Source organism: Streptomyces sp. NPDC002520, assembly GCF_053595235.1.
In genome coordinates, this window is record NZ_JBSFXG010000024.1 from 17,971 (window position 1) to 40,686 (window position 22,716).

Below are 22,716 nucleotides of genomic sequence, written 5' to 3' on the forward strand. Positions count from 1 at the left end.
CGGTGCTGAGTGCGGCCTTTGAATGCGCTCTGCGCCCAGACGACTTCGCACGCCGCCGACAGCGGCGGCTCCTGGAAGGAACTCCTGAAAGTGATGCTTCAGCGCAAGAACCGGCTGCGCGCCCTCTCTCTCGGTGCTGTCGCCGTCTCCGGCGCCCTTGCCCTGACGGCGTGCGGCTCGGACGACAACGGTGGCGGGAGCAAGGCGTCGGGCAACCCGTCGTCCTCCGCCCAGGCCAGCTCCATCAAGTGCGACGACGCCAAGGGCCAGCTGCTCGCTGACGGCTCCTCCGCGCAGAAGAACGCGATAGACGCCTGGGTCAAGCAGTTCTCGCAGGCCTGTGGCGTGCAGATCAACTACAAGGGTTCCGGTTCCGGCGCCGGTGTGACGGCGTTCACGCAGGGCCAGGTCGCCTTCGCCGGCTCCGACTCGGCGCTGAAGCCCGAAGAGGTCACCGCCTCCAAGAAGGTCTGCTCCGGCGGCCAGGGCATCGACCTCCCGATGGTCGGCGGCCCGATCGCGCTCGGCTACAACGTCCCGGGTGTCGACAACCTGGTCCTGGACGCGCCGACCCTCGCCAAGATCTTCGACAGCAAGATCACCAAGTGGAACGACCCGGCGATCGCCAAGCTGAACAAGGGCGTGAAGCTCCCCGACCTGAAGATCCAGGCGTTCCACCGCTCGGACGAGTCCGGCACCACGGACAACTTCACCAAGTACCTGATCGCCACCACCCCGGACAACTGGAAGTACTCCGGCGGCAAGGCCTGGCAGGCCAAGGGCGGCCAGTCCGCTCCGCAGTCCGCGGGTGTGGCCCAGCAGGTCAAGCAGACCGCCGGCGCCATCGGCTACTTCGAGCTGTCCTACGTCGGTGACGGCGTGAAGGCCGTCTCCATCGACACCGGTGCCAGCAAGCCGGTCGCGCCCAGCACCGAGAGCGCCACCGCCGACATCGCGGCCGCCAAGGTCGTCGGCACCGGCAAGGACCTCACGCTCAAGCTGGACTACAAGACCAAGGCCGAGGGCGCGTACCCGATCACCCTGGTCACGTACGAGATCGTCTGCGACAAGGGCAACAAGGCGGACACCCTGCCCGCCACGAAGGCTTTCCTGCGCTACATCGCCAGCGAGGACGGTCAGAAGGTGCTCTCGGGCATCGACTACGCCCCCGTCCCCGCCGAGATCATCGCGAAGGTCCGCACCACCGTCGAGGGCCTGAGCTGACCTGATCCGTGAAGTGCGGTCCGGTCCGAGGGCTTCCCTGGGACCGGGCCGCACCGTCCGGTGCACCGCCGCCAGGAATCGCCGCCCCCGTGGGGCGCGCGGTTCAGCAGACCGGAGAACCCGATGGACATATCGACACAGAAAATCGACACACCACCACCCACCCCGAAGCATTCCGTGGCCGCCTCCAAGGGCGCGTCCCGCGGTGCCGCCCGGCCCGGTGACCGGATCTTCCTCGGTCTCTCCCGCGGCTCGGGCATTCTGCTGTTGGTGATCATGGCCGCCATCGCGGCCTTCCTCACGTACCGTGCCGTCCTCGCCATCAGCAAGGACCACGGGAACTTCCTCACCACCTTCGAGTGGAACACCAACCTCACGCCGCCGACCTTCGGCATCGCGGTGCTGGCCTTCGGCACGATCGTCTCCTCGGTCATCGCCATGCTGCTCGCGGTCCCGGTCGCGGTCGCCATCGCGCTGTTCATCACGCACTACGCGCCGCGCCGGATGGCCGGCCCCGTCGCGTACGTGATCGACCTGCTCGCCGCCGTGCCGTCCATCGTGTACGGCCTGTGGGGCGCGCTCGTGCTGGTGCCGCACATGAACGGCCTCTTCGGCTGGCTCAACAGCTACTTCGGCTGGACCGGCCTGTTCTCCTGGGACGAGGGCGCCCCGCGCTCGATGCTCACCGTCGGCATCCTGCTCGCGATCATGATCCTGCCGATCATCACCAACGTGAGCCGCGAGGTCTTCCGCCAGGTCCCGCAGATGCACGAGGAGGCGGCCCTGGCCCTCGGCGCCACGCGCTGGGAGGTCATCCGCATGTCCGTGCTGCCCTTCGGCCGCTCCGGCGTGATCTCCGCGTCGATGCTCGGCCTCGGCCGCGCGCTCGGTGAGACGATGGCCGTGGCCACCGTGCTCTCCCCGTCCTTCGACATCCAGGCCAGCCTGCTCAACCCGGGCGGCGGCACCTTCGCCCAGAACATCGCCAGCAAGTTCAGCGAGGCGACGGAGTTCGGCCGGGACGCGCTGATCGCGTCCGGTCTCGTCCTGTTCGTCATCACCCTGCTGGTCAACGGCGCGGCCCGGCTGATCATCGCCCGTCGTGCGGAGTACTCGGGGGCCAACGCATGAGCACCGCAGCCGTCACCGGCAAGAACGCCGGCAACCTGCAGGGCGCCAGCCTGCCCAAGTGGTCGCCGTGGGCGATCGCCGTGGGCTCCGTCGCCGTGGGCATCGGCATCTCGCTGGCCGCCGGCCTGGACAGCAAGATCCAGTGGGGCCTGATCGCCGCGGTCCTGTTCGTCCTCGGGACGTACGTCATCGCCGCCCGCGTCGAGGGCACCCGCCAGGCCAAGGACCGGCTCGCCACCAGCTTCGTCTGGGTCGCCTTCCTGCTCGCCGTGGTCCCGCTGGTCTCCCTGATCTGGGTGACCGTCGCGCGCGGCGTGAAGGTCCTGGACGTCTACTTCCTGACCCACTCGATGGGCATCGTCGCCGACACCGAGCCCGGCGGTGGCATCTACCACGCCATCATCGGCAGCCTCGAGCAGGTCGGCCTCGCCACCCTGATCGGCGCGCCGATCGGCGTCATGACCGCGATCTACCTCGTGGAGTACGGGCGGGGCAGGCTCGCCAAGGCGGTCACCTTCTTCGTCGACGTCATGACGGGTATCCCGTCGATCGTCGCGGGTCTGTTCATCCTCAGCCTGATGCTCATCTTCAAGATGCAGCCGTTCGGCTTCGCCGGTTCGCTGGCCCTGGCCATCCTGATGATGCCGGTCGTCGTCCGCTCCACCGAGGAGATGCTCAAGCTCGTCCCGAACGAGCTGCGCGAGGCGTCCCTGGCGCTCGGCGTGCCGAAGTGGCGCACCATCCTGAAGGTGGTCCTGCCGACCTCCATCGGCGGCATCACCACCGGCATCATGCTGGCGATCGCCCGTATCGCCGGTGAGACCGCGCCGGTGCTGCTGCTGGTCTTCGGTAACCCGTTCATCAACAACAACCCGTTCGAGGGTGCGCAGTCCTCGCTGCCGCTGTACATCTACCAGCAGTTCGCGAACAGCGCGGGAGCCGGAGCGGCGTACGACCGGGCGTGGGCGGCCTCGCTCACCCTGATCGCCTTCGTGATGATCCTCAACCTGGTGGCCCGCGGCATCGCCCGCTGGAAGGCCCCGAAGACCGGTCGCTGACGCGGCCATACAGCGACCGAGCCTGAATTTCTGGAAGTGAAGTAGACATGGCCAAGCGAATCGACGTAAGCGGACTCACCGCCTACTACGGCTCCCACAAGGCGATCGAGGACATCTCGATGTCCGTCGAGCCGCGCTCGGTGACGGCGTTCATCGGCCCGTCCGGCTGCGGCAAGTCGACGTTCCTGCGCACGCTGAACCGTATGCACGAGGTCACCCCCGGTGGCCGCGTCGACGGCAAGGTGCTCCTGGACGACGAGGACCTCTACGGCACCGGTGTCGACCCGGTGATGGTGCGGCGCGAGGTGGGCATGGTCTTCCAGCGCCCGAACCCGTTCCCCACGATGTCGATCTTCGACAACGTGGCCGCGGGCCTGCGCCTGAACGGCAGCTACAAGAAGAGCGAGCTGAACGACATCGTCGAGCGGTCGCTCAAGGGCGCGAACCTCTGGAACGAGGTCAAGGACCGCCTGAACAAGCCGGGCTCGGGTCTGTCCGGTGGCCAGCAGCAGCGTCTGTGCATCGCGCGGGCGATCGCGGTGGAGCCGAGGGTCCTCCTCATGGACGAGCCCTGCTCCGCGCTGGACCCGATCTCCACGCTCGCGATCGAGGACCTGATCGGTGAGCTGAAGGAGCGGTTCACGATCGTCATCGTGACGCACAACATGCAGCAGGCGGCGCGTGTGTCCGACCGTACGGCGTTCTTCAACCTCTCCGCCGTCGGTCAGCCCGGCCGGCTGATCGAGATCGACGACACCGAGCGGATCTTCTCGAACCCCTCGGTCCAGGCCACGGAGGACTACATCTCCGGCCGCTTCGGCTGAGTCGGTCCGCGCGGCTTCGGCTGGGCCGAGGCCGCGCCACAGAGACCCTCGCGGTGCTGCATGGCGGTGCCACCGCGAGGAAACAGAAGGGCCCGCCCCTGGCTCCCAGGGGCGGGCCCCGCTGCGTTCTTCCGACCGTGTCCGGGTTCCCGGTGAGGGTCGCCCCCGCGGGGGGCGGACCCCTCTAGAAGCGACATGACCCCGCAGCCGAAGGTCTGGCGGCAGCCGCGTCCCCGAGAGGCGCGGGGAACTGCGCGATCAGCCACGACGAACCCGCGTACGACGAATCCGCTAGAGGACCGTCAGCTTCAGGAGGCCGAAGGTCAGGGCCGCCACCAGGGCCGCGGCCGGCATGGTGATGAACCAGCCGAGGACGATGTTCTTGGCCACGCCCCAGCGGACGGCGTTGACGCGCTTGGTCGCGCCGACGCCCATGATCGCCGAGGTGATGACATGGGTCGTGGAGATCGGTGCCTTGAAGAGGAACGCCGTGGTGAACATGATCGACGCGCCGGTCGTCTCCGCGGCGAAGCCCTGCGGCGGGTCGAGTTCGATGATCTTGCGGCCCAGCGTGCGCATGATGCGCCAGCCACCCGCGTAGGTCCCGAGGGACAGCATCACCGCACAGGCGATCTTGACCCACACCGGGATCGGGTCGCCGTACGTCTCATGGCCGGAAATCACCAGTGCCATCACGACGACACCCATGGTCTTCTGGGCGTCCTGGAGACCGTGACCGAGGGCCATACCCGCCGCCGAGACGGTCTGCGCGATACGGAAGCCCCGCTTGGCCTTGTGCGGGTTGGCCCCGCGGAAGATCCACATGATCGCCGTCATGACCAGGTAGCCCACGATCAGGCCCACGATCGGCGACAGGAACATCGGGAGGATGATCTTGTCGATGACGCCGTTCCAGAGCACTTCCGTGCCGCCGGCCAGCGCCGCACCCACCAGACCGCCGAAAAGGGCGTGGGAGGACGACGAGGGCAGGCCGAAGTACCAGGTGACCAGGTTCCAGACGATCGCGCCGAGGAGGGCCGCGAAGAGGATGCCCATCCCCGTGGACCCCTTCGGGGTCTCGATCAGGCCCTCGCTGACCGTCTTGGCCACCCCGGAGCCCAGGAAGGCACCGGCGAGGTTCATCACGGCGGCCATCGCCAGCGCCGCCCGCGGCGTCAGCGCACGGGTCGACACCGAGGTCGCGATGGCGTTCGCGGAGTCGTGGAAGCCGTTGGTGTACGTGAAGAAGAGCGCGACCGCGATGGTCACGATCAGGACGAAGGTGTCCATCGACGCCTCAGGACTCCTTGACGGCGATGGTCTCCACCGTGTTCGCCACGTGCTCGAACGCGTCCGCCGCCTCTTCCAGGACGTCCACGATCTGCTTGAGCTTGAGCACCTCGATCGCGTCGTACTTGCCGTTGAAGAGGTGGGCCAGCAGCTTGCGGTGTATCTGGTCGGCCTGGTTCTCCAGCCGGTTGACCTCGATCCAGTACTCGGTGAGGTTGTCCAGCGTGCGCAGGTTCGGCATGGCCTCGGCCGTCAGGTCGGCCGCCCGCGCCAGCACCTCGATCTGCTGCTCGACGCCCTTCGGCAGTTCCTCGACGTTGTAGAGGACGACGAGGTCGACGGCCTCCTCCATGAAGTCCATGATGTCGTCGAGGGACGACGCGAGGGAGTAGATGTCCTCGCGGTCGAACGGGGTGATGAACGAGGAGTTCAACTGGTGGAAGATCGCATGCGTGGCGTCGTCACCCGCGTGTTCGGCTGCCCGCATACGCTCCGCGATCTCGGCCCGGGCGGAGGAGTCCGCCCCGAGCAGTTCCATCAGGAGTTTCGAGCCCGTGACGATGTTGTCCGCGGACGCGGCGAACATGTCGTAGAAGCTCGTCTCCCTGGGGGTCAGACGAAAGCGCACGTGGGGTCCTCGGGGTGCTTCGGTTTCGGTCAGGCTGATGCTAGGCGCAACATCCGGCCACGGCTATCGGGCCGTCCTCCAGTGTCGCCCATGGGAAAACCTGGTGAGCACGGGGGCGGGCCAAGGGCCCCATACCCAGCAAAATTCGATACCATATACCCACCAGGGGTATGTATCCGCAGCTTGTCCCGAGACGGAGGCCAGCGATGACGACGACGACCGAGGCCGGCGCCACGCACGGCTACCACAAGCAGAAGGACGAGCACCTCAAGCGGCTGCGCCGGATCGAGGGGCAGATCCGCGGTCTGCAGCGCATGGTCGAGGAGGACACGTACTGCATCGACATACTCACCCAGGTCTCCGCCTCCACCAAGGCCCTGCAGTCCTTCGCCCTCCAGCTGCTGGAGGAGCACCTGCGGCACTGCGTGGCGGACGCGGCGGTCAAGGGCGGTGACGAGATCGACGCGAAGGTCGACGAGGCGACGAAGGCGATCGGCCGGCTGCTGCGCAGCTGAGCCGCGCCCGCCGGCTCGGCCGGCGGAGGGCTCAGACCTCGGCGGACCGCCGTTCCTCGGCGACCCGCAGCACCTCGTCGATGCTCTCCAGGCTGAGCCGGTCCTCGGCGGCGGAGGCGGCGATGATCAGCTCTCCGCACAGCTCGATCTCGGCGAGGGCCACGTGGTCCTGTACCGCGGTACCGCCGAGCGGAGCCACGCGCGTCACCTCTTCTCTGCCGTCAACGACTTCCTAGAGTAGGCAGCGCTCTACACACAGCGCATGGCACGGACGGGCTAGTCCGGGGAGGGCGTCCCGGACTAGTGCGCCCCCTCGTCCCCGCCCGCGCCGCCGTCCCCGGCGCTCCCGTTCTCCTCGGTGCCCCCCTCGCCGCCGCCGCTGTCGCCCTCCGCGATCCGGCCCGCGTAGATGTCCTTCGGGCTCGGCAACCGTACGTCGACGGGGGCGCCGAAGTCGTACAGCAGCGTGGTCGAGGCGACCGCGACGGCGGTGGACTGCCGGCCGTTGACGAAACTGAAGTGCTGTCTGAGCTTGCGGATCCGGCCCTGGTCGTCCAGGTAGGCGTCGAACGGCACCTGTGCCGAGGCGAACCCCTTCGCCGCCGCGGCCAGGGGCGCCCGGTTGCCGGCCGAGGCGCCGCGCGCCGCGCGGGCCAGGTCGGCCGTGCCCCGGTAGTGCCGCACCGCGGTGCCGGCGATCTCCGTGCGGCCCACGTACGTCGCCCTGCGCGTCCCGCGCAGCACCTCGGCGGCGGCGTACGGGTCCGTCGCGCCGCCGGTGACGAGGTTGCCGTCGGACACGCTCGCGGTCTCCACCCGCACCCACTTGTCCGGGGGCACCCCGGCGCCCCGGTTCTTCATGAACAGGGCGCCGGGGGCGAGGAGTTCGGTGATGGGCCGGTGCTCGGAGGTGCCCGCGGGGTCCTCCGGGAGCGTGACGGTCAGCCGGCCCAGCCGGCGCCGGTAGTCGTAGGCGCCCCTGCCGCGGATGGTGACGCGGGTGCCGCCGGTGGCCATCTCCATGGACGTGGTGGCCTTGGAGCTGCCGGCGGCGCGCAGTCTGTCGGCGGCCTGCCGCAGCGCGGCGACCGGGTCGGCGCCCGCGCCGTTCGCGCCCTCCGCGGCGGCACCGGTGCCGGAACACCCCGTGGTCCCCACTCCGAGCCCGACCGTGAGTCCCATGATCCCCACCGCGACGACCGTCGTGCCCGCGCGCGTGTGCTGCCGCCGATCCATGGCCTGCCTTACCCCCAGCCGGTCCGTCCGTCGGGCCCCCTGTCGTTCCGGTTAACGACGGGTAGGGAGTGCCGTCACGCGCTGCGGGAGGCGGGCCGACGGCGGAGAAAGACCGGACAAGCCCTTTTCCCGCCATTCGGTACCGTTGGCTGTGTGGCGCAGGAGGATGGGCCGGGGCAGGCCCGGCAGGTACGGGAGCACCTCACGACGACGACCGAGCAGGGGCGCTTCTGCGTCGCTCGGTGCAGCTGCGGCTGGCGCGGCCCGGCCCGCCGGGCCCGCAGCCAGGCCAGGGCGGACGCGGCCGGGCACATGGCCGGGCTGTGACGCCCTCGGGGGCGCTTTCCGGCCGGAGCGCTGGTTGCTCCAGAGCTGGGCCCTGGCGGAGGCGTTGCGGGCGCCCGCCCGCGTGTCCGTCTCCTGCGTGAAGTGACGCCGGAAGACCCGGTCTTCGGCGTATCCGCGCTCCCTGTCGGTGATCGTGGCGACGCAGCTCGTCCAGCGGGCGGTCGGCTCACCATGACGCCCCGTCACCACCCGCGTCGCAGACGTGTGACGGCTGGCCGGCCGACCGGCGCCGGGACTCCTACACCCTGCCCCGGTCGACGCCGATGGCCGCGAGAGCCAGGGGGATCAGTTCCCTGTCCCGCTCGTAGGTCAGCAGGTCGCCCGCCTCGTCCGGTGACAGCCAGAGCAGCTCGCTGACCTCGTCGTTGGGGGCGAAGGCGCCGCCGGTCGTCTCGGCGGTCCAGTACGTGACCACCTTGTCCCGGCCCGCGTGGTCGACGTAGCGGGACGTCGGCAGGTCCGATCCGAGCCGGCAGGTGTGGCCGGTCTCCTCCTCCACCTCGCGCAGGGCGGCCTCGCGGGCGGTCTCGCCCTTCTTGAGCTTCCCCTTGGGCCAGGACCAGTCGGACCACCTGGGCCTGAAGACCAGGCCCAGTTCGACGGTGCCGGAGGCGGAGCGGCGCCACAGGACGCAGCCCGCCGCCTCGACCTTGGTGTCGTTCACTCAGCCTCCTCGGCAGGGTTCAGGACGCGCCGGAGTTCGTTCCCTGCCAGGCCTGCTGGAAGGCGTACCGGGCCGCCTCCACCTCGTGCCGCTGGTCGGCGTGGAGCACGCCGAGCGCGTACGCCGTCGCCGGTGCGATGCGGGGCGTGCGGGCCGCCTGGGCCGCGGCGGCCGCCGCCTCCGAGGCGTCCCGGTGCCGGTTCAGGGCCTGGCCCGCGGTGAGCAGGTGGACGTCGACGGGGCAGCTGCCGCCGTGCAGCACCTCCTGGGCGTACCGGTGCAGGCGCAGCAGGAGGCGGACCTGGTGCCAGGGACCGTCCTGGGGGTGCGGGGACGGGTCCGGGGACAGGCCGTGGACCAGGGCCTCCGCGTTGTAGGGGTGGCCCGCGACGATCAGGGGGAGCGTGGCGACGGCGTCGGTGAGCCGCTCCTCGGCCGCGGCGGCCAGGGGCCGCAGGTCGGTGGTGGTGGCGGTGAGGGTGAGCGGGACCTCGCTGGCGAGGACGGCGACCTTGTCGGCGACCGCGTGGAAGCGGGAGGAGCCGAGGGCCTGGAGTGCCGTGGAGTGGGCCCGGGTCCGGGCGAGGGTGAGCTGGCGCTCCAGCAGCGCGCCCGCCTTCGCCGCGCCCACGGTCAGGTTGCCGCGCTCCGGAACGGCCACGGGGCGGCCCGGTCCACCGGTGTTCAGCGCGCCCGCGGCCACCGGCTGCGCGGGCAGGGTCGTGGAGCCCGACAGCCGGTGCAGCGCCACGAGCAGCCGCTCCAGGCGGGCCTCGTAGGAGTGCTCGAGGCCCAGCGTGCCGGAGACCCAGGCCAGCTCGGGCCGCATCTCGTCGGACCAGTCGGAGTCCAGGAGGGCCCGGAACGTGTGCAGGCTGGCGCTGATCCGGCGGGCCGAGCGGCGCAGGGCGCGGGCCGCGTCGACGGACTCCTGCGCGCCGGCCTCCCCCGCGCCCGCGTACTCCCCCACCCGCGACCTCGCTCGCGCGGGCGCACCCCCGTGCGCGGCGGGACCCCCACCCCCGTTCCCGGTCTCCCGGTGCAGGCGCAGGGCGCGGAGGAACTCCGTGGCCTGGGCGCACAGGTACACCGCGAGGGCGTCCCCGGTGGGTGCGCCTTTCTGCTCGAGCGTCGTCGAGAGCTTGGGGGACGCCCCGGCCGCCGGGTCCGTCGGGTCAAGGTGTTGCTGTGCCACGCCGGCGCCTCCGGGCGTCTATGAGCATCTCCTGGACGTTGCGCAGGGGCTGTCCGTCGGCATCGGTCGCGTGCCGCGTCCATTCGCCGTCGGGACCGAGGTGCCAGGAGGCGGTGGTGTCGGACATACCGGTGTCGAGCAGCCGGTTCAGGGCCGCCCGGTGGCCGGGGTCGGTGACCCGGACCAGGGCCTCGATCCGGCGGTCGAGGTTGCGGTGCATCATGTCGGCGCTGCCGATCCACACCTCGGGCTCGCCGCCGTTGCCGAAGGCGAACACGCGGGAGTGTTCGAGGAAGCGGCCGAGTATCGAGCGGACCCGGATGTTCTCGGACAGGCCCGGGACGCCGGGCCGGATCGCGCAGATGCCGCGCACCCAGATGTCGACCGGCACGCCCGCCTCGGAGGCCCGGTAGAGCGCGTCGATGACCGCCTCGTCGACCATCGAGTTGACCTTGATGCGGACGAACGCCGGACGGCCCGCGTGGTGGTGCTGGACCTCCTTGTCGATCCGGGCGATCAGGCCGTCGCGCAGCGACTTGGGGGCGACCAGCAGCCGGCGGTAGGTCTCGCGGCGGGAGTAGCCGGACAGGCGGTTGAAGAGGTCCGAGAGGTCGGCGCCGACCTGCGGGTCGGCGGTGAGCAGGCCGAGGTCCTCGTAGAGGCGGGCCGTCTTCGGGTGGTAGTTGCCCGTGCCGACGTGGCTGTAGCGGCGCAGGGTCTCGCCCTCCTGGCGGACCACCAGGGACAGCTTGCAGTGCGTCTTGAGGCCGACGAGGCCGTAGACGACGTGGCAGCCGGCCTCCTCCAGCTTCTTCGCCCACTTGATGTTGGCGTGCTCGTCGAAGCGGGCCTTGATCTCGACCAGGACGAGGACCTGCTTGCCGGCCTCGGCGGCGTCTATGAGCGCGTTGACGATCGGGGAGTCGCCGGAGGTCCGGTACAGGGTCTGCTTGATCGCGAGGACGTCCGGATCCTCGGCCGCCTGCTCGACGAAGGCCTGCACGGACGTCGAGAAGGAGTCGTACGGGTGGTGCAGGAGGACGTCGCGCTGGCGCAGGGCGGCGAAGATGTCCGGTGCCGACGCCGATTCGACCTCGGCCAGGTCGCGGTGGGTGCCCGCGATGAACTTCGGGTACTTCAGCTCGGGCCGGTCGAGGCCGTGGATGCGGAAGAGACCGGTGAGGTCGAGCGGGCCGGGCAGCGGGTAGACCTCGGCCTCGGAGATCTTCAGCTCGCGCACCAGCAGGTCGAGCACCTCGCGGTCGATGGACTCCTCGACCTCCAGGCGCACCGGCGGGCCGAAGCGGCGCCGCATGAGTTCCTTCTCCAGGGCCTGGAGGAGGTTCTCGGCGTCGTCCTCCTCGACCTCCAGGTCCTCGTTGCGGGTGAGCCGGAAGGCGTGGTGCTCCAGCACCTCCATGCCCGGGAACAGCTCCTCCAGGTGCGCGGCGATGACGTCCTCCAGCGGGACGTACCGGCCGGGCGCGGCCTCCAGGAAGCGGGACAGCAGCGGCGGCACCTTCACGCGGGCGAAGTGCTTGTGGCCGCTGACCGGGTTGCGTACGACGACGGCCAGGTTCAGGGACAGGCCGGAGATGTACGGGAACGGGTGGGCGGGGTCGACCGCCAGCGGGGTGAGGACCGGGAAGATCTGGTGCCGGAAGAGCGTGAAGAGGCGGGCCTGCTCCTTCTCGGTCAGCTCGCTCCAGCGGACGAGGTGGATGCCCTCCTCCGCGAGTGCGGGGGCGACGTCCTCGTGGTAGCAGGCGGCGTGCCGGGCCATGAGCTCGCGGGAGCGGGCCCAGATCATCTCCAGCACCTCGCGGGGCTGGAGGCCGGAGGCCGAGCGGGTGGCCACGCCCGTCGCGATACGGCGCTTCAGACCGGCCACCCGGACCATGAAGAACTCGTCCAGGTTGCTGGCGAAGATCGCCAGGAAGTTGGTGCGCTCCAGCAGGGGCGTGTTCGGGTCCTCCGCCAGCTCCAGGACGCGCTCGTTGAACGCGAGCCAGCTGCGCTCCCGGTCGAGGAAGCGACCCTGAGGCAGCGGTGCGCCGTCACCCGGAGCCTCCTCGTACGCGTCGAGATCCGCGTCGATGTCGGGTTCCAGGTCGGAGACGGTCGCCGCCACGGTGTGGGGGCGGTGGGCCGCGATGGAGCCCACGGGGGGCTGCGTGTGCTGGACCGGTGCCTGGGCTTCTTGCTGACTCATGAACCCATTCTTCCGCGCCGAGGGCGTGACGGGCGCGTCGGAACGAGCGGGCGGGAGCGTCAGGGCCCCGTTCCCCGCAGGCCCCTCGGGGGGCGGTGAAGGCTCTGGCACGGCGGACGTCATTGGCCGAGCGTCGCAAGCCCGGCTGAATCAATGGTTACGGAGACATGACGTGCGGGATATCGCAGGGCGGCTCCCGGGGGCCTTTCGCCGGAGAATCTCCTGCCCGGCACCGCCGGAAAGCGCGGAAGGAAGCCGCTCCCGTGCCGTCCGGAGCGGCGAGGGGCGGCATGAGGGCTGGAGTGAAAGGTGGCATGAGGGGCGGTATACGGAGAGTGCGCCGCCCCTTACGCCGGCATACACGGGCATGCGCCGAGATGCGCTGGGGCATGTCAGGTTTCGGTGCGGTACATGAGGTCGGTCTCGTGCACCGTGAATCCCAGCCGTTCGTACACCGACACCGCCGCCTTGTTGTCCGCGTCGACGTACAGCATCGCCGTCGGCAGCGCCTGCCCGGCCAGGTGGCGCAGCCCGATCGTGGTCAGGGCCTTGCCCAGGCCGCCGCCCTGCTCGCCGGGCCGGACCCCGAGCACGTACACCTCGCCGAGCCCCTCCTCGGCGTGCACCTTGGTCCAGTGGAAGCCGACCAGCTCCCCGCCGCGCTCGGCGAGGAAGAACCCGGCCGGGTCGAACCACGGCTCGGCCTTGCGGTCGTCCAGGTCGCGCTGGGTCAGCGAGCCCTGCTCGGGGTGGTGGGCGAAGGCGGCCGCGTTGACGGAGAGCCAGGCCGTGTCGTCCTTGCCGGACACGAAGGTGCGCACCGTCACGCCCGGCGGCAGCACCGGGTCGGGCAGCTCCAGGTCGGTCAACGACCGCCGCATCTGCCGCAGTTCACGGAACAGGGTCAGCCCCAGCACCTGGGCGAGATGCCGGGCCGCGGGGTGTCCGCCGTGCGCCCAGACCCGCAGCCGCTTGCCCGAGGCCGCGAGCAGCGCCGCGCCCAGCGCCCGGCCGTGTCCGTGCCCGCGGTGCGAGGGGTGGACGACGAGTTCGGCGGCCGGCGCCTCCACCGGGTCGGTGTCCTCCAGCTGGGCGTAGCCGACGAGTTCGTCCCCGACGTGCAGCAGCAGATGGGAGACGCCCTCGCGGGTTCCCCCGCGCAGCTGGAGTCGTCCCTGTTCGGACACCGGTTGCTGTCCGTCGACCCGGGCCGCCTCGGCGACCAGCTCGAGCACGGCCTCGGCGCGGTCCGGGGCGAGTTCGGTGTACGTGTCGATGGAGCGGGAGGGGAACGGCCGCAGGGTGTCGTCGTCGCTGCTCATGCGTACGAGGGTACGGGGCGGTGCGGGCGAAGTGCCGACATCTCAGCGGGTAAAGGGATCGGCAAGGGGTCGGCAAGGGGTCGGCAAAGGGAAACCAGGATGTAACCATGAACCTCCTGTCGCGCTACGCGCGTTGACCATAGGCTGCGGCCGAACGATCAGTCGTCCCAGCCGACCCACAGGGGGGTCTCATGCCCGTCGTGCCCCGGCGCACCAGACGCCGTACCCAAGCCGTACTCGGGGCGGCCGCCGCGCTCGCCACCGCCGCCGCCCTGGCCGCCGCGCTGCCCGCGCAGGCCCACACCGACCAGGAGGACGGACACCGGCCACCGAGCCGCTACCAGGACGTCCAGCTGCTCTCCTTCAACGACCTGCACGGCAACCTCGAACCGCCGGCCGGCTCCTCCGGCCGGGTCAGCGAACTCCAGCCGGACGGCACGACGAAGACGATCGACGGCGTGGGCGGCGTCGAGTACCTCGCCACCCACCTGCGCACGGCCCGCGAGGGCCACCCGTACTCGGTCACCGCGGCCGGCGGCGACATGGTCGGCGCCTCCCCGCTGCTGTCGGGCCTGTTCCACGACGAGCCCACCGTCGAGGCGCTCAACAAGCTGAAGCTGGACGTCACCTCGGTCGGCAACCACGAGTTCGACGAGGGCGCGAAGGAACTCGCCCGCCTGCAGAACGGCGGCTGCCACCCCACCGACGGCTGCTACGGCGGCCAGAAGTTCCAGGGCGCGGACTTCCCGTACCTGGCGGCGAACGTCCAGGACGAGAAGACCGGCAAGCCGATCCTCAAGCCGTACTGGGTCTGGAAGAAGAAGGACGTCAAGATCGGCTTCATCGGCGTCACCCTGGAGGGCACGCCGAACATCGTCTCCGCCGACGGCATCAAGGGCCTCGCCTTCAAGGACGAGGTCGAGACGATCAACAAGTACGCCAAGGAGCTCCAGCGCCAGGGCGTCCAGTCGATCGTGGCGCTCCTCCACGAGGGCGGCTTCCCGGCCTCCGGCGCCTACAACGGCGACTGCGACTCCGCGGGTCCGGGCAGCGGCATCTCCGGCCCGATCGTCGACATCGCGAAGAACGTCACGCCCGCCGTCGACGCCCTGGTCACCGGCCACACCCACAACGCGTACGTGTGCACCGTCCCGGACCCGGCGGGCCGGCCCCGCATGGTCACCTCGGCCGCGTCCTTCGGCCGCCTGTACACGGACACCACGCTGACGTACGACCGGTACACCGGCGACATCGCCCGTACGGCCGTGAAGTCCGCGAACCACGTGGTCACCCGGGACGTCCCCAGGGCCCCGGACATGACGGATCTGATCTCCCGCTGGAACACCCTGGCCGCCCCCATCGGCAACCGGGCCATCGGCTACATCTCCGCCGACGTCGACAACACCGGCACCGAGTCCCCGATGGGCGACCTGATCGCCGACGCGCAGCTCGCCCACGGCCGTGAGCTGGACCCGAAGACGAGCCTCGCGCTGATGAACCCGGGCGGTGTGCGGGCCGGCCTGACCTACGCGGCCAAGGGCGCGGAGGGCGACGGGGTCGTCACCTACGCCGAGGGTTTCACGGTCCAGCCGTTCGCCAACACCGTGAACCTCCAGGACTTCACCGGTGCCCAGCTGATCCAGGTGCTCAAGGAGCAGGTGAGCGGTCCCAACACGGCCGCCCCGAAGATCCTCCAGCCCTCGGCCGGGCTCACCTACACCCTCGACCTCACGAAGTCGGGCGCGGACCGGGTCGTCACCGACTCCATCCGTCTGAACGGCAGCCCCGTCGACCCCACGGCCACCTACCGTGTCGCCACCAACAGCTTCCTCGCGGGCGGCGGCGACGGCTTCCCGACGCTGGGGCAGGGCACGAACGACCTGGTGGGCAGCGACGACCTGGCCGCGCTGCAGAAGTACCTGACGGCCAACTCCTCGCCGACGGCTCCGATCGCGCCTCCGGCGGCGAACCGGATCACCGTCGTGAAGTAGGAACGTGAAGTAGGAACGTGAAGTAGGAACGCGGGCTTCCCGGGCGCCCCTGAGCACTCCTCAGGGGCGCCCGCCCATGCCTGCCCCTCCTACCCCGCCTCCGGCGGCGGCGTGGGTGCGCCCGGCAGGCGTACCGTCGCCACCGTGCCGCCGCCCTCCGCGCGGGACAGGTTCACCTCGCCGCCCGCCTGCCGGACCGTTCGGGCCACGATGGACAGGCCGAGGCCCGAGCCGGGCAGGGCGCGGGCGCTGGGGGAGCGCCAGAAGCGGTCGAATACGTGCGGGAGTTCGTCGGCGGGGATGCCGGGGCCGTGGTCGCGGACGGTGAGCGCGCCGTCGGCCAGCCGCACGTCGACCGTGCCGCCCTCGGGGCTGAACTTCACCGCGTTGTCGAGGATGTTGACGATCGCCCGCTCCAGCGCGATGGGCTCCGCCCGGGTGTACCAGGGCTTCAGGTCGGCCGTGATCGTCAGCTCCGGGCCGCGCAGCCGGGCCCGGCGCAGGGCGTCCTCGACGGTGTCCTGGAGGGACACCACCTGGACCCGTTCCCCGCGCTGCCCCTCCGAACGGGACAGCTCCTGAAGATCGCCGATGAGTGCCGCCAGCTCCGTCATCTGCGCCTTCACCGAGTCCAGCAGCGCCTTGCGGTCCTCCGGCGGCAGCGGGCGTCCCGTCTCCTCGCTGCGGGTGAGGAGCTCGATGTTCGTGCGCAGCGAGGTGAGCGGGGTGCGCAGCTCGTGGCCGGCGTCCGCGATCAGCTGCTGCTGGAGGTCGCGGGAGCTGGCCAGGGCGGTCGTCATGGAGTTGAAGGAGCGGGAGAGCCGGGCCACCTCGTCCTCGCTGTCGTCCGCCACCGGGATGCGGACGGTCAGGTCCTCGGTGCGGGCGACGTGCTCCACCGCCTCGGTGAGCTTGTCGACCGGGCGCAGGCCCGCGCGGGCCACGGCGAGACCGGCCGCGCCGGCCCCCACGACACCGATGCCGGAGACGAGGAGCAGGACGAGGGCGAGGTCGTTCAGGGTCCGCTCGGTGTCCTCCAGGGACAGGGACACCATGACCGCCACGTCGGGGTAGGGCTCGACCGTGAGCCTTCCGCCCACCGGGACGGCCACGGTGGCCACCCGGACTTCGTGGCCCTGGGTGTCAGTGCCGTTGTGGAAGGTGCGGGTGCGCAGCGTGGGGTTCTGCGCCATCGACTGGTCCGTGGCCGTCACCCTCACGACGCCCTGGGAGTACGGCGCCACGCACGCCTTGCCGTTGGCTGTGACGACCTGGAGGTACAGGAAGGCGGGACGGTCGTCCTGGGGGCTCGGGGTCTGCGGGCAGGTGACCAGCAGCGTGGTGACCTGGTCGCTGTCCAGTTGGCGGCCCATGCCGGCCAGCCGGTCGTCGACCTCGCCGTACAGCTTCCCCTGCACGAGGAACCAGCAGGTGACGGAGACGGCGGCCACGGCGAAGGCGACCGCCGCGGCCACCAGCATCGCCAGCCGCGCCCGGATCGGCAGTGCCCGGTACCGGCGCACCAGCTGGTTCACTCCGCGCCGCCCTGCCGCAACACGTACCCGACCCCGCGGACCGTGTGCACGAGGCGCGGCTCGCCCCCGCTCTCGGTCTTGCGCCGCAGGTACATGACGTAGACGTCGAGCGAGTTGGACGACGGCTCGAAGTCGAAGCCCCACACGGCCTTGAGGATCTGTTCGCGGGTGAGGACCTGGCGCGGATGGGCCATGAACATCTCCAGGAGGGTGAACTCCGTACGGGTCAGTTCCACCGGCCGCCCGGCCCGGGTGACCTCGCGTGTCGCGAGGTCCATGCGCAGGTCGCCGAAGGTCAGCGCCTCGTCCTCCTGGGCCTCGGCGGACACGTCCACCGCGTACGAGCTGCGCCGCAGCAACGCCCGGATGCGGGCGAAGAGCTCGTCGAGCTCGAAGGGCTTGACCAGGTAGTCGTCCGCTCCGGCGTCCAGCCCGGTCACCCGGTCGCCGACCGTGTCGCGGGCGGTCAGCATCAGGATCGGCGTGGTGTCCCCGGAGCCGCGGATGCGGCGGGCCGCCGTCAGGCCGTCCATGCGGGGCATCTGGATGTCCAGGACGACCAGGTCCGGCGCATAGGCCGAGGCCTTCTCCAGGGCGTCCGCGCCGTCCACCGCGACCTGAGTGTCGTAGCCCTCGAACGCGAGGCTGCGCTGGAGCGCCTCGCGCACGGCGGGCTCGTCGTCCACGATCAGGATGCGCTGGGTGTCACGGTCGCCTTCGGCGGGGCTCATCGCTCGTGACTTCCTCGGGGGTGTGGTGGGGGTGCGGTCGGGCGTTTCTCAGCGTCGCACGTTTCGGGGCCGGCGGCGTGAACGCCGGGTTCAGACCCCGACCGTGGCCAGTCGGTTGAGCGCGGTGAGGCGGTTCAGGGGCACCTTGCGGCGGTTCGGCCGGGTGGCGGTGCGGCGCAGGCCCATCAGCTGGGGAGCGGGGGTCGACAGCTCGGGTGCGCGGCGGACCGGCTCGGGCGCGTGCAGCTCGTGGGCCACTTCCAGGGCCAGGGTGATACCGGCCGGACGGATCGCGGAGTCCTGGTGCACAACCTTCTTGATCATGACGTTCTCCCTGCTGTTCGGTTCTTCCCTGCTAGCTCGTGGAGCCCGCTCGCAGCTTGGCGAGGTCGGACTTGACGGTGTCGACGGGGATCGCGAAGCCGAGGCCGACGCTGCCCGCGTCCGAGGACGAGGAAGCCTGCGAACTCGACGAGTACATCGCGGAGTTGATGCCTACGACCCGCCCGCTGGCGTCGATCAGGGCGCCCCCGGAGTTGCCGGGGTTGAGCGAGGCGTCGGTCTGGATCGCCTTGTACGTCGTGGTGGACGAGCCGGTGTCGCCGTTGAACTGACGGCCGCCGAACTGGAACGGCCACTGTCCGCCGCCCTGGTCCTGCTGCTGGTTCTCGTCCGTGGAGACGGTCACGTCCCGGTCGAGCGCGGAGACGATGCCGCTGGTGACGGTGCCGGTCAGGCCCTCGGGGGAGCCGATCGCGACGACCGAGTCGCCGACCTGGACGCCGGAGGAGTCGCCGAGCGAGGCGGGCTTCAGCCCCGAGGCGCCCCGCAGCTTGATCAGCGCGAGGTCCTTGGAACTGTCGGTGCCGACGACCTCGGCGGTGTAGGTGTGGCCGTCGCTGGTGCGCACCTTGACGGAGTCGGCGCCCGAGACGACGTGGTTGTTGGTGACGATCTCGCCGCCACTGGTGATGATCACGCCGGAGCCGGTGGAGGTGCCGCCCGGGAGGGTGGCGTTGATCTCGACCACGCTCGGGCTGACCGCGGCGGCGATCGCGGCCACGTCGCCCTTCTTGCTCGACGGCACCACGGGGGTGCCGGTCGTGGTGGAGGCGGCGGCCGTGGGCTCGCCGGTCAGCTCCTGGAAGGCGTAGGCGGTGCCGCCGCCGACCGCCGCCGCGACGATCGCGACCGCGGCGAGGAGCGCGACCGGTCCACGGGTGCGCTTGGGCTTCGGCGCGGGCTCCGGGGCCGCCTCCGGCTGGTACGCCGGCGGGGGCGGCCATTCCGGGTGCGCGGGAGCGGAGTGGCTGGGCTGCTGAGCGTGGGGACCCTGGGGGTTCTCGTGCTCGTAGTCGCCGCTGCGGTACATGCTCTCGGTCATGAGGAGAGCGTCCCCCGCCACCATGAGAGCTTCCTGAGTCCCGCCTGAGAAGCCCGGCAGAACCTCGTTCGCCCGATATAAAGGCGCTTCCCGCGGCCCGGGGCGGCTTTCTCATCCGCCCTTCATCAAGGGCTCGACGCCCCCGTGACGCCGGGCTCGACGCCCCCGTGACGCCGGGCTCAGCCCTCGCAGCCGCAGCTGCTGCGGACCACCAGTCTGGACGGGAACGTCTTCAGGCGCTCGCGCCGCGAGCCCACCACCCGCAGCCCGTCGTCCAGCACCAGATCGACGGCCGCGCGGGCCATCGCCGAGCGGTCCGAGGCGACCGTGGTCAGCGGCGGGTCGGCGAACGCCGCCTCCTTGATGTCGTCGAACCCGGCCACCGCCAGCTCGCCCGGCACGTCGATGCGCAGCTCGCGGGCGGCCCGCAGCAGGCCGATCGCCTGGTCGTCGGTGGAGCAGAAGACCGCCGGCGGCCGGTTCGGGCCGGACAGGAGGTCCAGGGCGACGCGGTAGGCGTCGTAGCGGTTGTACGGCGCCTCGAACAGGCGGCCCTCGGTGGGCATGCCGGCCTCCGCCATGGCCCGCTTCCAGCCCTCGACGTGGTCGGAGACGGGGTCGCCGACGGCCGGCGTCTCCGCCGTACCGCCCATACAGGCCACGTACTCGTACCCGTGCTCCAGCAGGTGGCGCACGGCGAGCTGGGCGCCACCCAGGTCGTCGGTGACGACGGCGACGTCGTCGATGGCCTCCGGGCGCTCGTGCAGCAGCACCACCCGGGCGTCCCAGGCGTCGATCTCGGCGGCGGCCAGGTCGTTCAGGGCGTGTGAGACCAGGATGAGACCGGAGACCCGCATGCCGAGGAACGCGCGCAGATAGTGGACCTCGCGTTCACCGATGTAATCGGTGTTGCCGACCAGGACCATCTTTCCGCGCTCGGAGGCGGCCTGCTCGACCGCGTGCGCCATCTCCCCGAAGAAGGGCTGGCGGGCGTCCGGGATGATCAGGCCTATGAGGTCGGTGCGCCGCGAGGCCATCGCCTGGGCGACACGGTCCGGCCGGTACCCCAGTTCCTTGATCGCCGCGAGGACACGCTCGCGCGTGGCCGGGGCGACCGGCCGGGGTCCGTTGTTGATGACATAACTGACGACGGCGGTGGAGGTCCCAGCGCGCCGTGCCACGTCATCCCGAGTCACCTTGGCCACGCGCGGAGTCTACGCGGATGGATCCGCCGTGGGCAGGGCGTATCGAGGCGTGGATTGCAGTGGCAATGCCCGACCGGACGTCGGCCGGGCGGCGGCTAGGCGTCCGCGCGCACCTCGGAGGTGTCCAGGGCGGCGGTTGCGCCCGCATCTTCCGCCTTTGACCGGCCCGCCTTGGCCTTGGAGTCGTCCCCGGACCGGTCGCCCTTCTCGGGCGTAACGAATCGATAACCGACGTTCCGGACGGTGCCGATCAGCGACTCGTTCTCCGGGCCGAGCTTTGCGCGCAGCCGTCGCACGTGCACGTCCACGGTCCGGGTGCCGCCGAAGTAGTCGTAGCCCCACACCTCCTGCAGCAGCTGGGCGCGGGTGAAGACGCGGCCCGGGTGCTGGGCGAGGTACTTGAGCAGCTCGAACTCCTTGAAGGTCAGGTCCAGGACCCGGCCCTTGAGCTTGGCGGAGTAGGTGGCCTCGTCCACGGAGAGGTCGCCGTTGCGGATCTCCATGGGGGAGTCGTCGTTGACGATCTGCTGGCGTCCCATGGCGAGCCGGATCCGGGCCTCGACCTCCGCCGGGCCTGCCGTGTCGAGGAGCACGTCGTCGATGCCCCAGTCGGCGCTGACGGCGGCCAGGCCGCCCTCGGTGACCACGAGCAGAAGGGGACAGCCGGGGCCGGTCGAGCGCAGCAGCTGGCACAGGCTGCGCACCTGCGGGAGGTCACGGCGGCCGTCGACGAGGATGACGTCCGCGCCCGGCGTGTCGACGAGAGCGGGCCCCTCGGCCGGGGCGATCCGCACGTTGTGCAGCAGAAGGCCGAGCGCGGGGAGCACTTCCGCCGACGGCTGGAGGGCGTTGGTCAGGAGCAGCAGCGAACTCATACGTCTGGTTCCTCCTCGGTCCCTGCGAGCACTCGGAACTGCCTCTGCGCCCCCGGGTGCCCCGTACACCCGCGGTTTCCCGTCGTGTGCACCAGGCTTACGAAAGCACAAAAGGACCCGGGGGCTGCGCTGCCCGAGTCCTCTGCCCAGCAGAATAGCCCACATGAGCAATCGCCCGGCAGGTCATGCGGCACGTTCCACCGTTCGTCCGGACTCCGAGACGGGCGGACCTGCTGCTATGCGGACGTTTCTGCACACCGCTGACGGCATCCCGGTCGATTCCGTATACAACCCGGGCACGGTCGTATACGAAACGGCGCCGGACGCCTCCCGGACGCCCTCCGGCGACCTCGCGTTCGTGATCGCCCACGGCTTCACCGGGGATGTGGATCGGCCGCATGTTCGAAGGGTGGCGGGTGTGCTGGCCCGTTACGGGGCCGCCGTCACCTTCTCCTTCCGCGGGCACGGCGCCTCCGGCGGCCGCTCCACGGTCGGCGACAAAGAGGTGCTGGACCTCACCGCCGCGGTGGAGTGGGCCCGCGGCCTCGGGTACGCGCGCGTGGTGACCGTCGGCTTCTCCATGGGCGGCTCGGTGGTGCTGCGGCACGCGGCCCTGCACCCCGGCACGGTCGACGCCGTCGTCTCGGTCAGCTCCCCGGCCCGCTGGTACTACCGGGGCACCGCCCCCATGCGCCGCCTGCACTGGATGGTCACCCGGCCCGAGGGCCGCCTGGTCGGCCGCTACGGCTTCCGCACCCGGATCCACCACCGCGAGTGGAACCCCGTCCCGCTCTCCCCGGTCGAGGCCGTCCCACGCATCGCGCCGACCCCGCTCCTCGTGGTCCACGGCGACAGCGACGCCTACTTCCCCCTCGACCACCCCCGGATGCTCGCCGACGCCGCCGGTGAGCACGGCGAACTCTGGCTGGAGCGTGGGATGGGTCACGCCGAGCACGCGGCGGACGAGGCGCTGCTGGACCGGATCGGGGCCTGGGCGGTCGAACGGGCGGGCTAGCCTGACACCATCCAGCTTTGTCGTTCTTGTTCGCCGTTCTTGTTTGTCGTTCTCGCCGTCGATTGAGGAACCAGATGCCCAAGGTCACGGTCCGCTACTGGGCCGCCGCCAAGGCCGCGGCCCAGGTCGCCGAGGAGCCGTACGACGCGGCCACGCTCGCCGACGCGCTCGCCGCCGTGCGCGCGCGACACCCCGGTGAACTGACGCGCGTACTGCAGCGGTGTTCCTTCCTGATCGACGGTGATCCCGTCGGGACCCGCGCGCATGAGACGGTACGGCTGGCCGAGGGCGGCACGGTCGAGGTGCTCCCGCCGTTCGCAGGAGGGTGAGGCG

At 70.8% G+C, this 22,716-nt stretch carries 23 protein-coding genes; 9 read left to right on the plus strand and 14 right to left on the minus strand.

Annotation, left to right across the window (positions count from 1 at the left end):
* Positions 1 to 90 precede the first annotated feature (90 nt).
* The 4 genes from pstS to pstB all read left to right on the plus strand — a co-directional run bounded on the left by pstS (position 91) and on the right by pstB (position 4,237).
* Positions 91 to 1,224 (plus strand): phosphate ABC transporter substrate-binding protein PstS, encoded by a 1,134-nt coding sequence (pstS, locus tag ACWD5D_RS28555; protein ID WP_451375747.1) that lies wholly within the window; start codon positions 91 to 93, stop codon positions 1,222 to 1,224.
* Positions 1,225 to 1,347: 123 nt separating this feature from the next.
* A complete protein-coding gene (gene pstC / locus ACWD5D_RS28560) occupies positions 1,348 to 2,355 on the plus strand; it encodes a phosphate ABC transporter permease subunit PstC (RefSeq protein WP_451375625.1) in 1,008 nt (335 codons plus the stop codon).
* Positions 2,352 to 3,413, plus strand: a complete 1,062-nt coding sequence (gene pstA / locus ACWD5D_RS28565) for a phosphate ABC transporter permease PstA (protein WP_451375626.1) — start codon at positions 2,352 to 2,354, stop codon at positions 3,411 to 3,413. The genes pstC and pstA overlap by 4 nt, the downstream gene beginning before the upstream one ends.
* A gap of 47 nt (positions 3,414 to 3,460) precedes the next feature.
* Entirely contained in the window at positions 3,461 to 4,237 is a 777-nt protein-coding gene (gene pstB / locus ACWD5D_RS28570; protein WP_451375627.1) for a phosphate ABC transporter ATP-binding protein PstB, read from the plus strand.
* Between the two features lie 291 nt (positions 4,238 to 4,528).
* Here pstB and ACWD5D_RS28575 read toward each other — a convergent pair whose 3' ends face one another.
* Together ACWD5D_RS28575 and ACWD5D_RS28580 are read right to left on the minus strand one after the other, a co-directional pair.
* A complete protein-coding gene (locus ACWD5D_RS28575) occupies positions 4,529 to 5,527 on the minus strand; it encodes an anion permease (RefSeq protein ID WP_451375628.1) in 999 nt (332 codons plus the stop codon).
* A 7-nt stretch (positions 5,528 to 5,534) separates the two neighbouring features.
* Positions 5,535 to 6,155, minus strand: a complete 621-nt coding sequence (locus ACWD5D_RS28580; protein ID WP_451375629.1) for a DUF47 domain-containing protein — start codon at positions 6,153 to 6,155, stop codon at positions 5,535 to 5,537.
* Positions 6,156 to 6,361: 206 nt separating this feature from the next.
* Here ACWD5D_RS28580 and ACWD5D_RS28585 point away from each other — a divergent pair, with 206 nt between their 5' ends.
* Positions 6,362 to 6,670, plus strand: a complete 309-nt coding sequence (locus tag ACWD5D_RS28585; protein WP_014673531.1) for a metal-sensitive transcriptional regulator — start codon at positions 6,362 to 6,364, stop codon at positions 6,668 to 6,670.
* 31 nt (positions 6,671 to 6,701) lie between these two features.
* On the opposite strand, the gene ACWD5D_RS28590 is transcribed toward ACWD5D_RS28585, so the two are convergent.
* Both ACWD5D_RS28590 and ACWD5D_RS28595 read right to left on the minus strand, forming a co-directional pair.
* The gene (locus tag ACWD5D_RS28590) at positions 6,702 to 6,869 is read right to left on the minus strand and encodes a hypothetical protein (RefSeq protein WP_393881813.1); all 168 of its coding nucleotides are present in this window, start codon (positions 6,867 to 6,869) and stop codon (positions 6,702 to 6,704) included.
* 101 nt (positions 6,870 to 6,970) lie between these two features.
* A complete protein-coding gene (locus tag ACWD5D_RS28595) occupies positions 6,971 to 7,906 on the minus strand; it encodes a hypothetical protein (protein WP_451375630.1) in 936 nt (311 codons plus the stop codon).
* A 153-nt stretch (positions 7,907 to 8,059) separates the two neighbouring features.
* On the opposite strand from ACWD5D_RS28595, the gene ACWD5D_RS28600 reads away from it, so the two are divergent.
* Positions 8,060 to 8,233 (plus strand): hypothetical protein, encoded by a 174-nt coding sequence (locus ACWD5D_RS28600; RefSeq protein WP_451375631.1) that lies wholly within the window; start codon positions 8,060 to 8,062, stop codon positions 8,231 to 8,233.
* Positions 8,234 to 8,492: 259 nt separating this feature from the next.
* Here the strand turns inward: ACWD5D_RS28600 and ACWD5D_RS28605 are convergent, their stop codons facing one another.
* From ACWD5D_RS28605 to mshD, 4 genes are all read right to left on the minus strand, one after another.
* The gene (locus ACWD5D_RS28605; RefSeq protein WP_451375632.1) at positions 8,493 to 8,918 is read right to left on the minus strand and encodes an NUDIX hydrolase; all 426 of its coding nucleotides are present in this window, start codon (positions 8,916 to 8,918) and stop codon (positions 8,493 to 8,495) included.
* 19 nt (positions 8,919 to 8,937) lie between these two features.
* On the minus strand, positions 8,938 to 10,113 hold the full coding sequence (locus ACWD5D_RS28610) for a CHAD domain-containing protein (protein ID WP_451375633.1): 1,176 nt from the start codon (positions 10,111 to 10,113) through the stop codon (positions 8,938 to 8,940).
* Positions 10,094 to 12,325: an RNA degradosome polyphosphate kinase gene (locus tag ACWD5D_RS28615; protein ID WP_451375634.1), complete on the minus strand. Its 2,232-nt coding sequence runs from the start codon at positions 12,323 to 12,325 to the stop codon at positions 10,094 to 10,096. The genes ACWD5D_RS28610 and ACWD5D_RS28615 overlap by 20 nt, the downstream gene beginning before the upstream one ends.
* A gap of 392 nt (positions 12,326 to 12,717) precedes the next feature.
* Positions 12,718 to 13,647, minus strand: coding sequence for a mycothiol synthase (mshD, locus tag ACWD5D_RS28620; protein WP_451375635.1), 930 nt, complete (start codon positions 13,645 to 13,647; stop codon positions 12,718 to 12,720).
* Positions 13,648 to 13,838: 191 nt separating this feature from the next.
* Here mshD and ACWD5D_RS28625 point away from each other — a divergent pair, with 191 nt between their 5' ends.
* The gene (locus ACWD5D_RS28625; protein WP_451375636.1) at positions 13,839 to 15,638 is read left to right on the plus strand and encodes a bifunctional metallophosphatase/5'-nucleotidase; all 1,800 of its coding nucleotides are present in this window, start codon (positions 13,839 to 13,841) and stop codon (positions 15,636 to 15,638) included.
* 89 nt (positions 15,639 to 15,727) lie between these two features.
* On the opposite strand, the gene ACWD5D_RS28630 is transcribed toward ACWD5D_RS28625, so the two are convergent.
* The 6 genes from ACWD5D_RS28630 to ACWD5D_RS28655 all read right to left on the minus strand — a co-directional run bounded on the left by ACWD5D_RS28630 (position 15,728) and on the right by ACWD5D_RS28655 (position 21,368).
* A complete protein-coding gene (locus ACWD5D_RS28630) occupies positions 15,728 to 17,173 on the minus strand; it encodes a sensor histidine kinase (protein ID WP_451375637.1) in 1,446 nt (481 codons plus the stop codon).
* Positions 17,170 to 17,904: a response regulator transcription factor gene (locus tag ACWD5D_RS28635; protein ID WP_451375638.1), complete on the minus strand. Its 735-nt coding sequence runs from the start codon at positions 17,902 to 17,904 to the stop codon at positions 17,170 to 17,172. The genes ACWD5D_RS28630 and ACWD5D_RS28635 overlap by 4 nt, the downstream gene beginning before the upstream one ends.
* A 90-nt stretch (positions 17,905 to 17,994) precedes the next feature.
* Positions 17,995 to 18,228, minus strand: coding sequence for a hypothetical protein (locus ACWD5D_RS28640; RefSeq protein ID WP_451375639.1), 234 nt, complete (start codon positions 18,226 to 18,228; stop codon positions 17,995 to 17,997).
* 31 nt (positions 18,229 to 18,259) lie between these two features.
* A complete protein-coding gene (locus ACWD5D_RS28645; RefSeq protein ID WP_451375640.1) occupies positions 18,260 to 19,288 on the minus strand; it encodes a S1C family serine protease in 1,029 nt (342 codons plus the stop codon).
* 179 nt (positions 19,289 to 19,467) lie between these two features.
* Positions 19,468 to 20,493: a LacI family DNA-binding transcriptional regulator gene (locus ACWD5D_RS28650; protein ID WP_451375641.1), complete on the minus strand. Its 1,026-nt coding sequence runs from the start codon at positions 20,491 to 20,493 to the stop codon at positions 19,468 to 19,470.
* A 95-nt stretch (positions 20,494 to 20,588) separates the two neighbouring features.
* Complete coding sequence (locus ACWD5D_RS28655) at positions 20,589 to 21,368, minus strand: winged helix-turn-helix transcriptional regulator (RefSeq protein WP_451375642.1); 780 nt, start codon at positions 21,366 to 21,368, stop codon at positions 20,589 to 20,591.
* A 163-nt stretch (positions 21,369 to 21,531) separates the two neighbouring features.
* Between ACWD5D_RS28655 and ACWD5D_RS28660 the strand changes: the two genes are divergently transcribed.
* Both ACWD5D_RS28660 and ACWD5D_RS28665 read left to right on the plus strand, forming a co-directional pair.
* Positions 21,532 to 22,383 carry an alpha/beta hydrolase gene (locus ACWD5D_RS28660; RefSeq protein WP_451375643.1) on the plus strand — a complete coding sequence of 284 codons (852 nt, stop codon included), beginning with the start codon at positions 21,532 to 21,534 and terminating at the stop codon, positions 22,381 to 22,383.
* Between the two features lie 74 nt (positions 22,384 to 22,457).
* A complete protein-coding gene (locus tag ACWD5D_RS28665; protein WP_451375644.1) occupies positions 22,458 to 22,712 on the plus strand; it encodes a MoaD/ThiS family protein in 255 nt (84 codons plus the stop codon).
* The last annotated feature ends 4 nt before the right edge of the window (positions 22,713 to 22,716 follow it).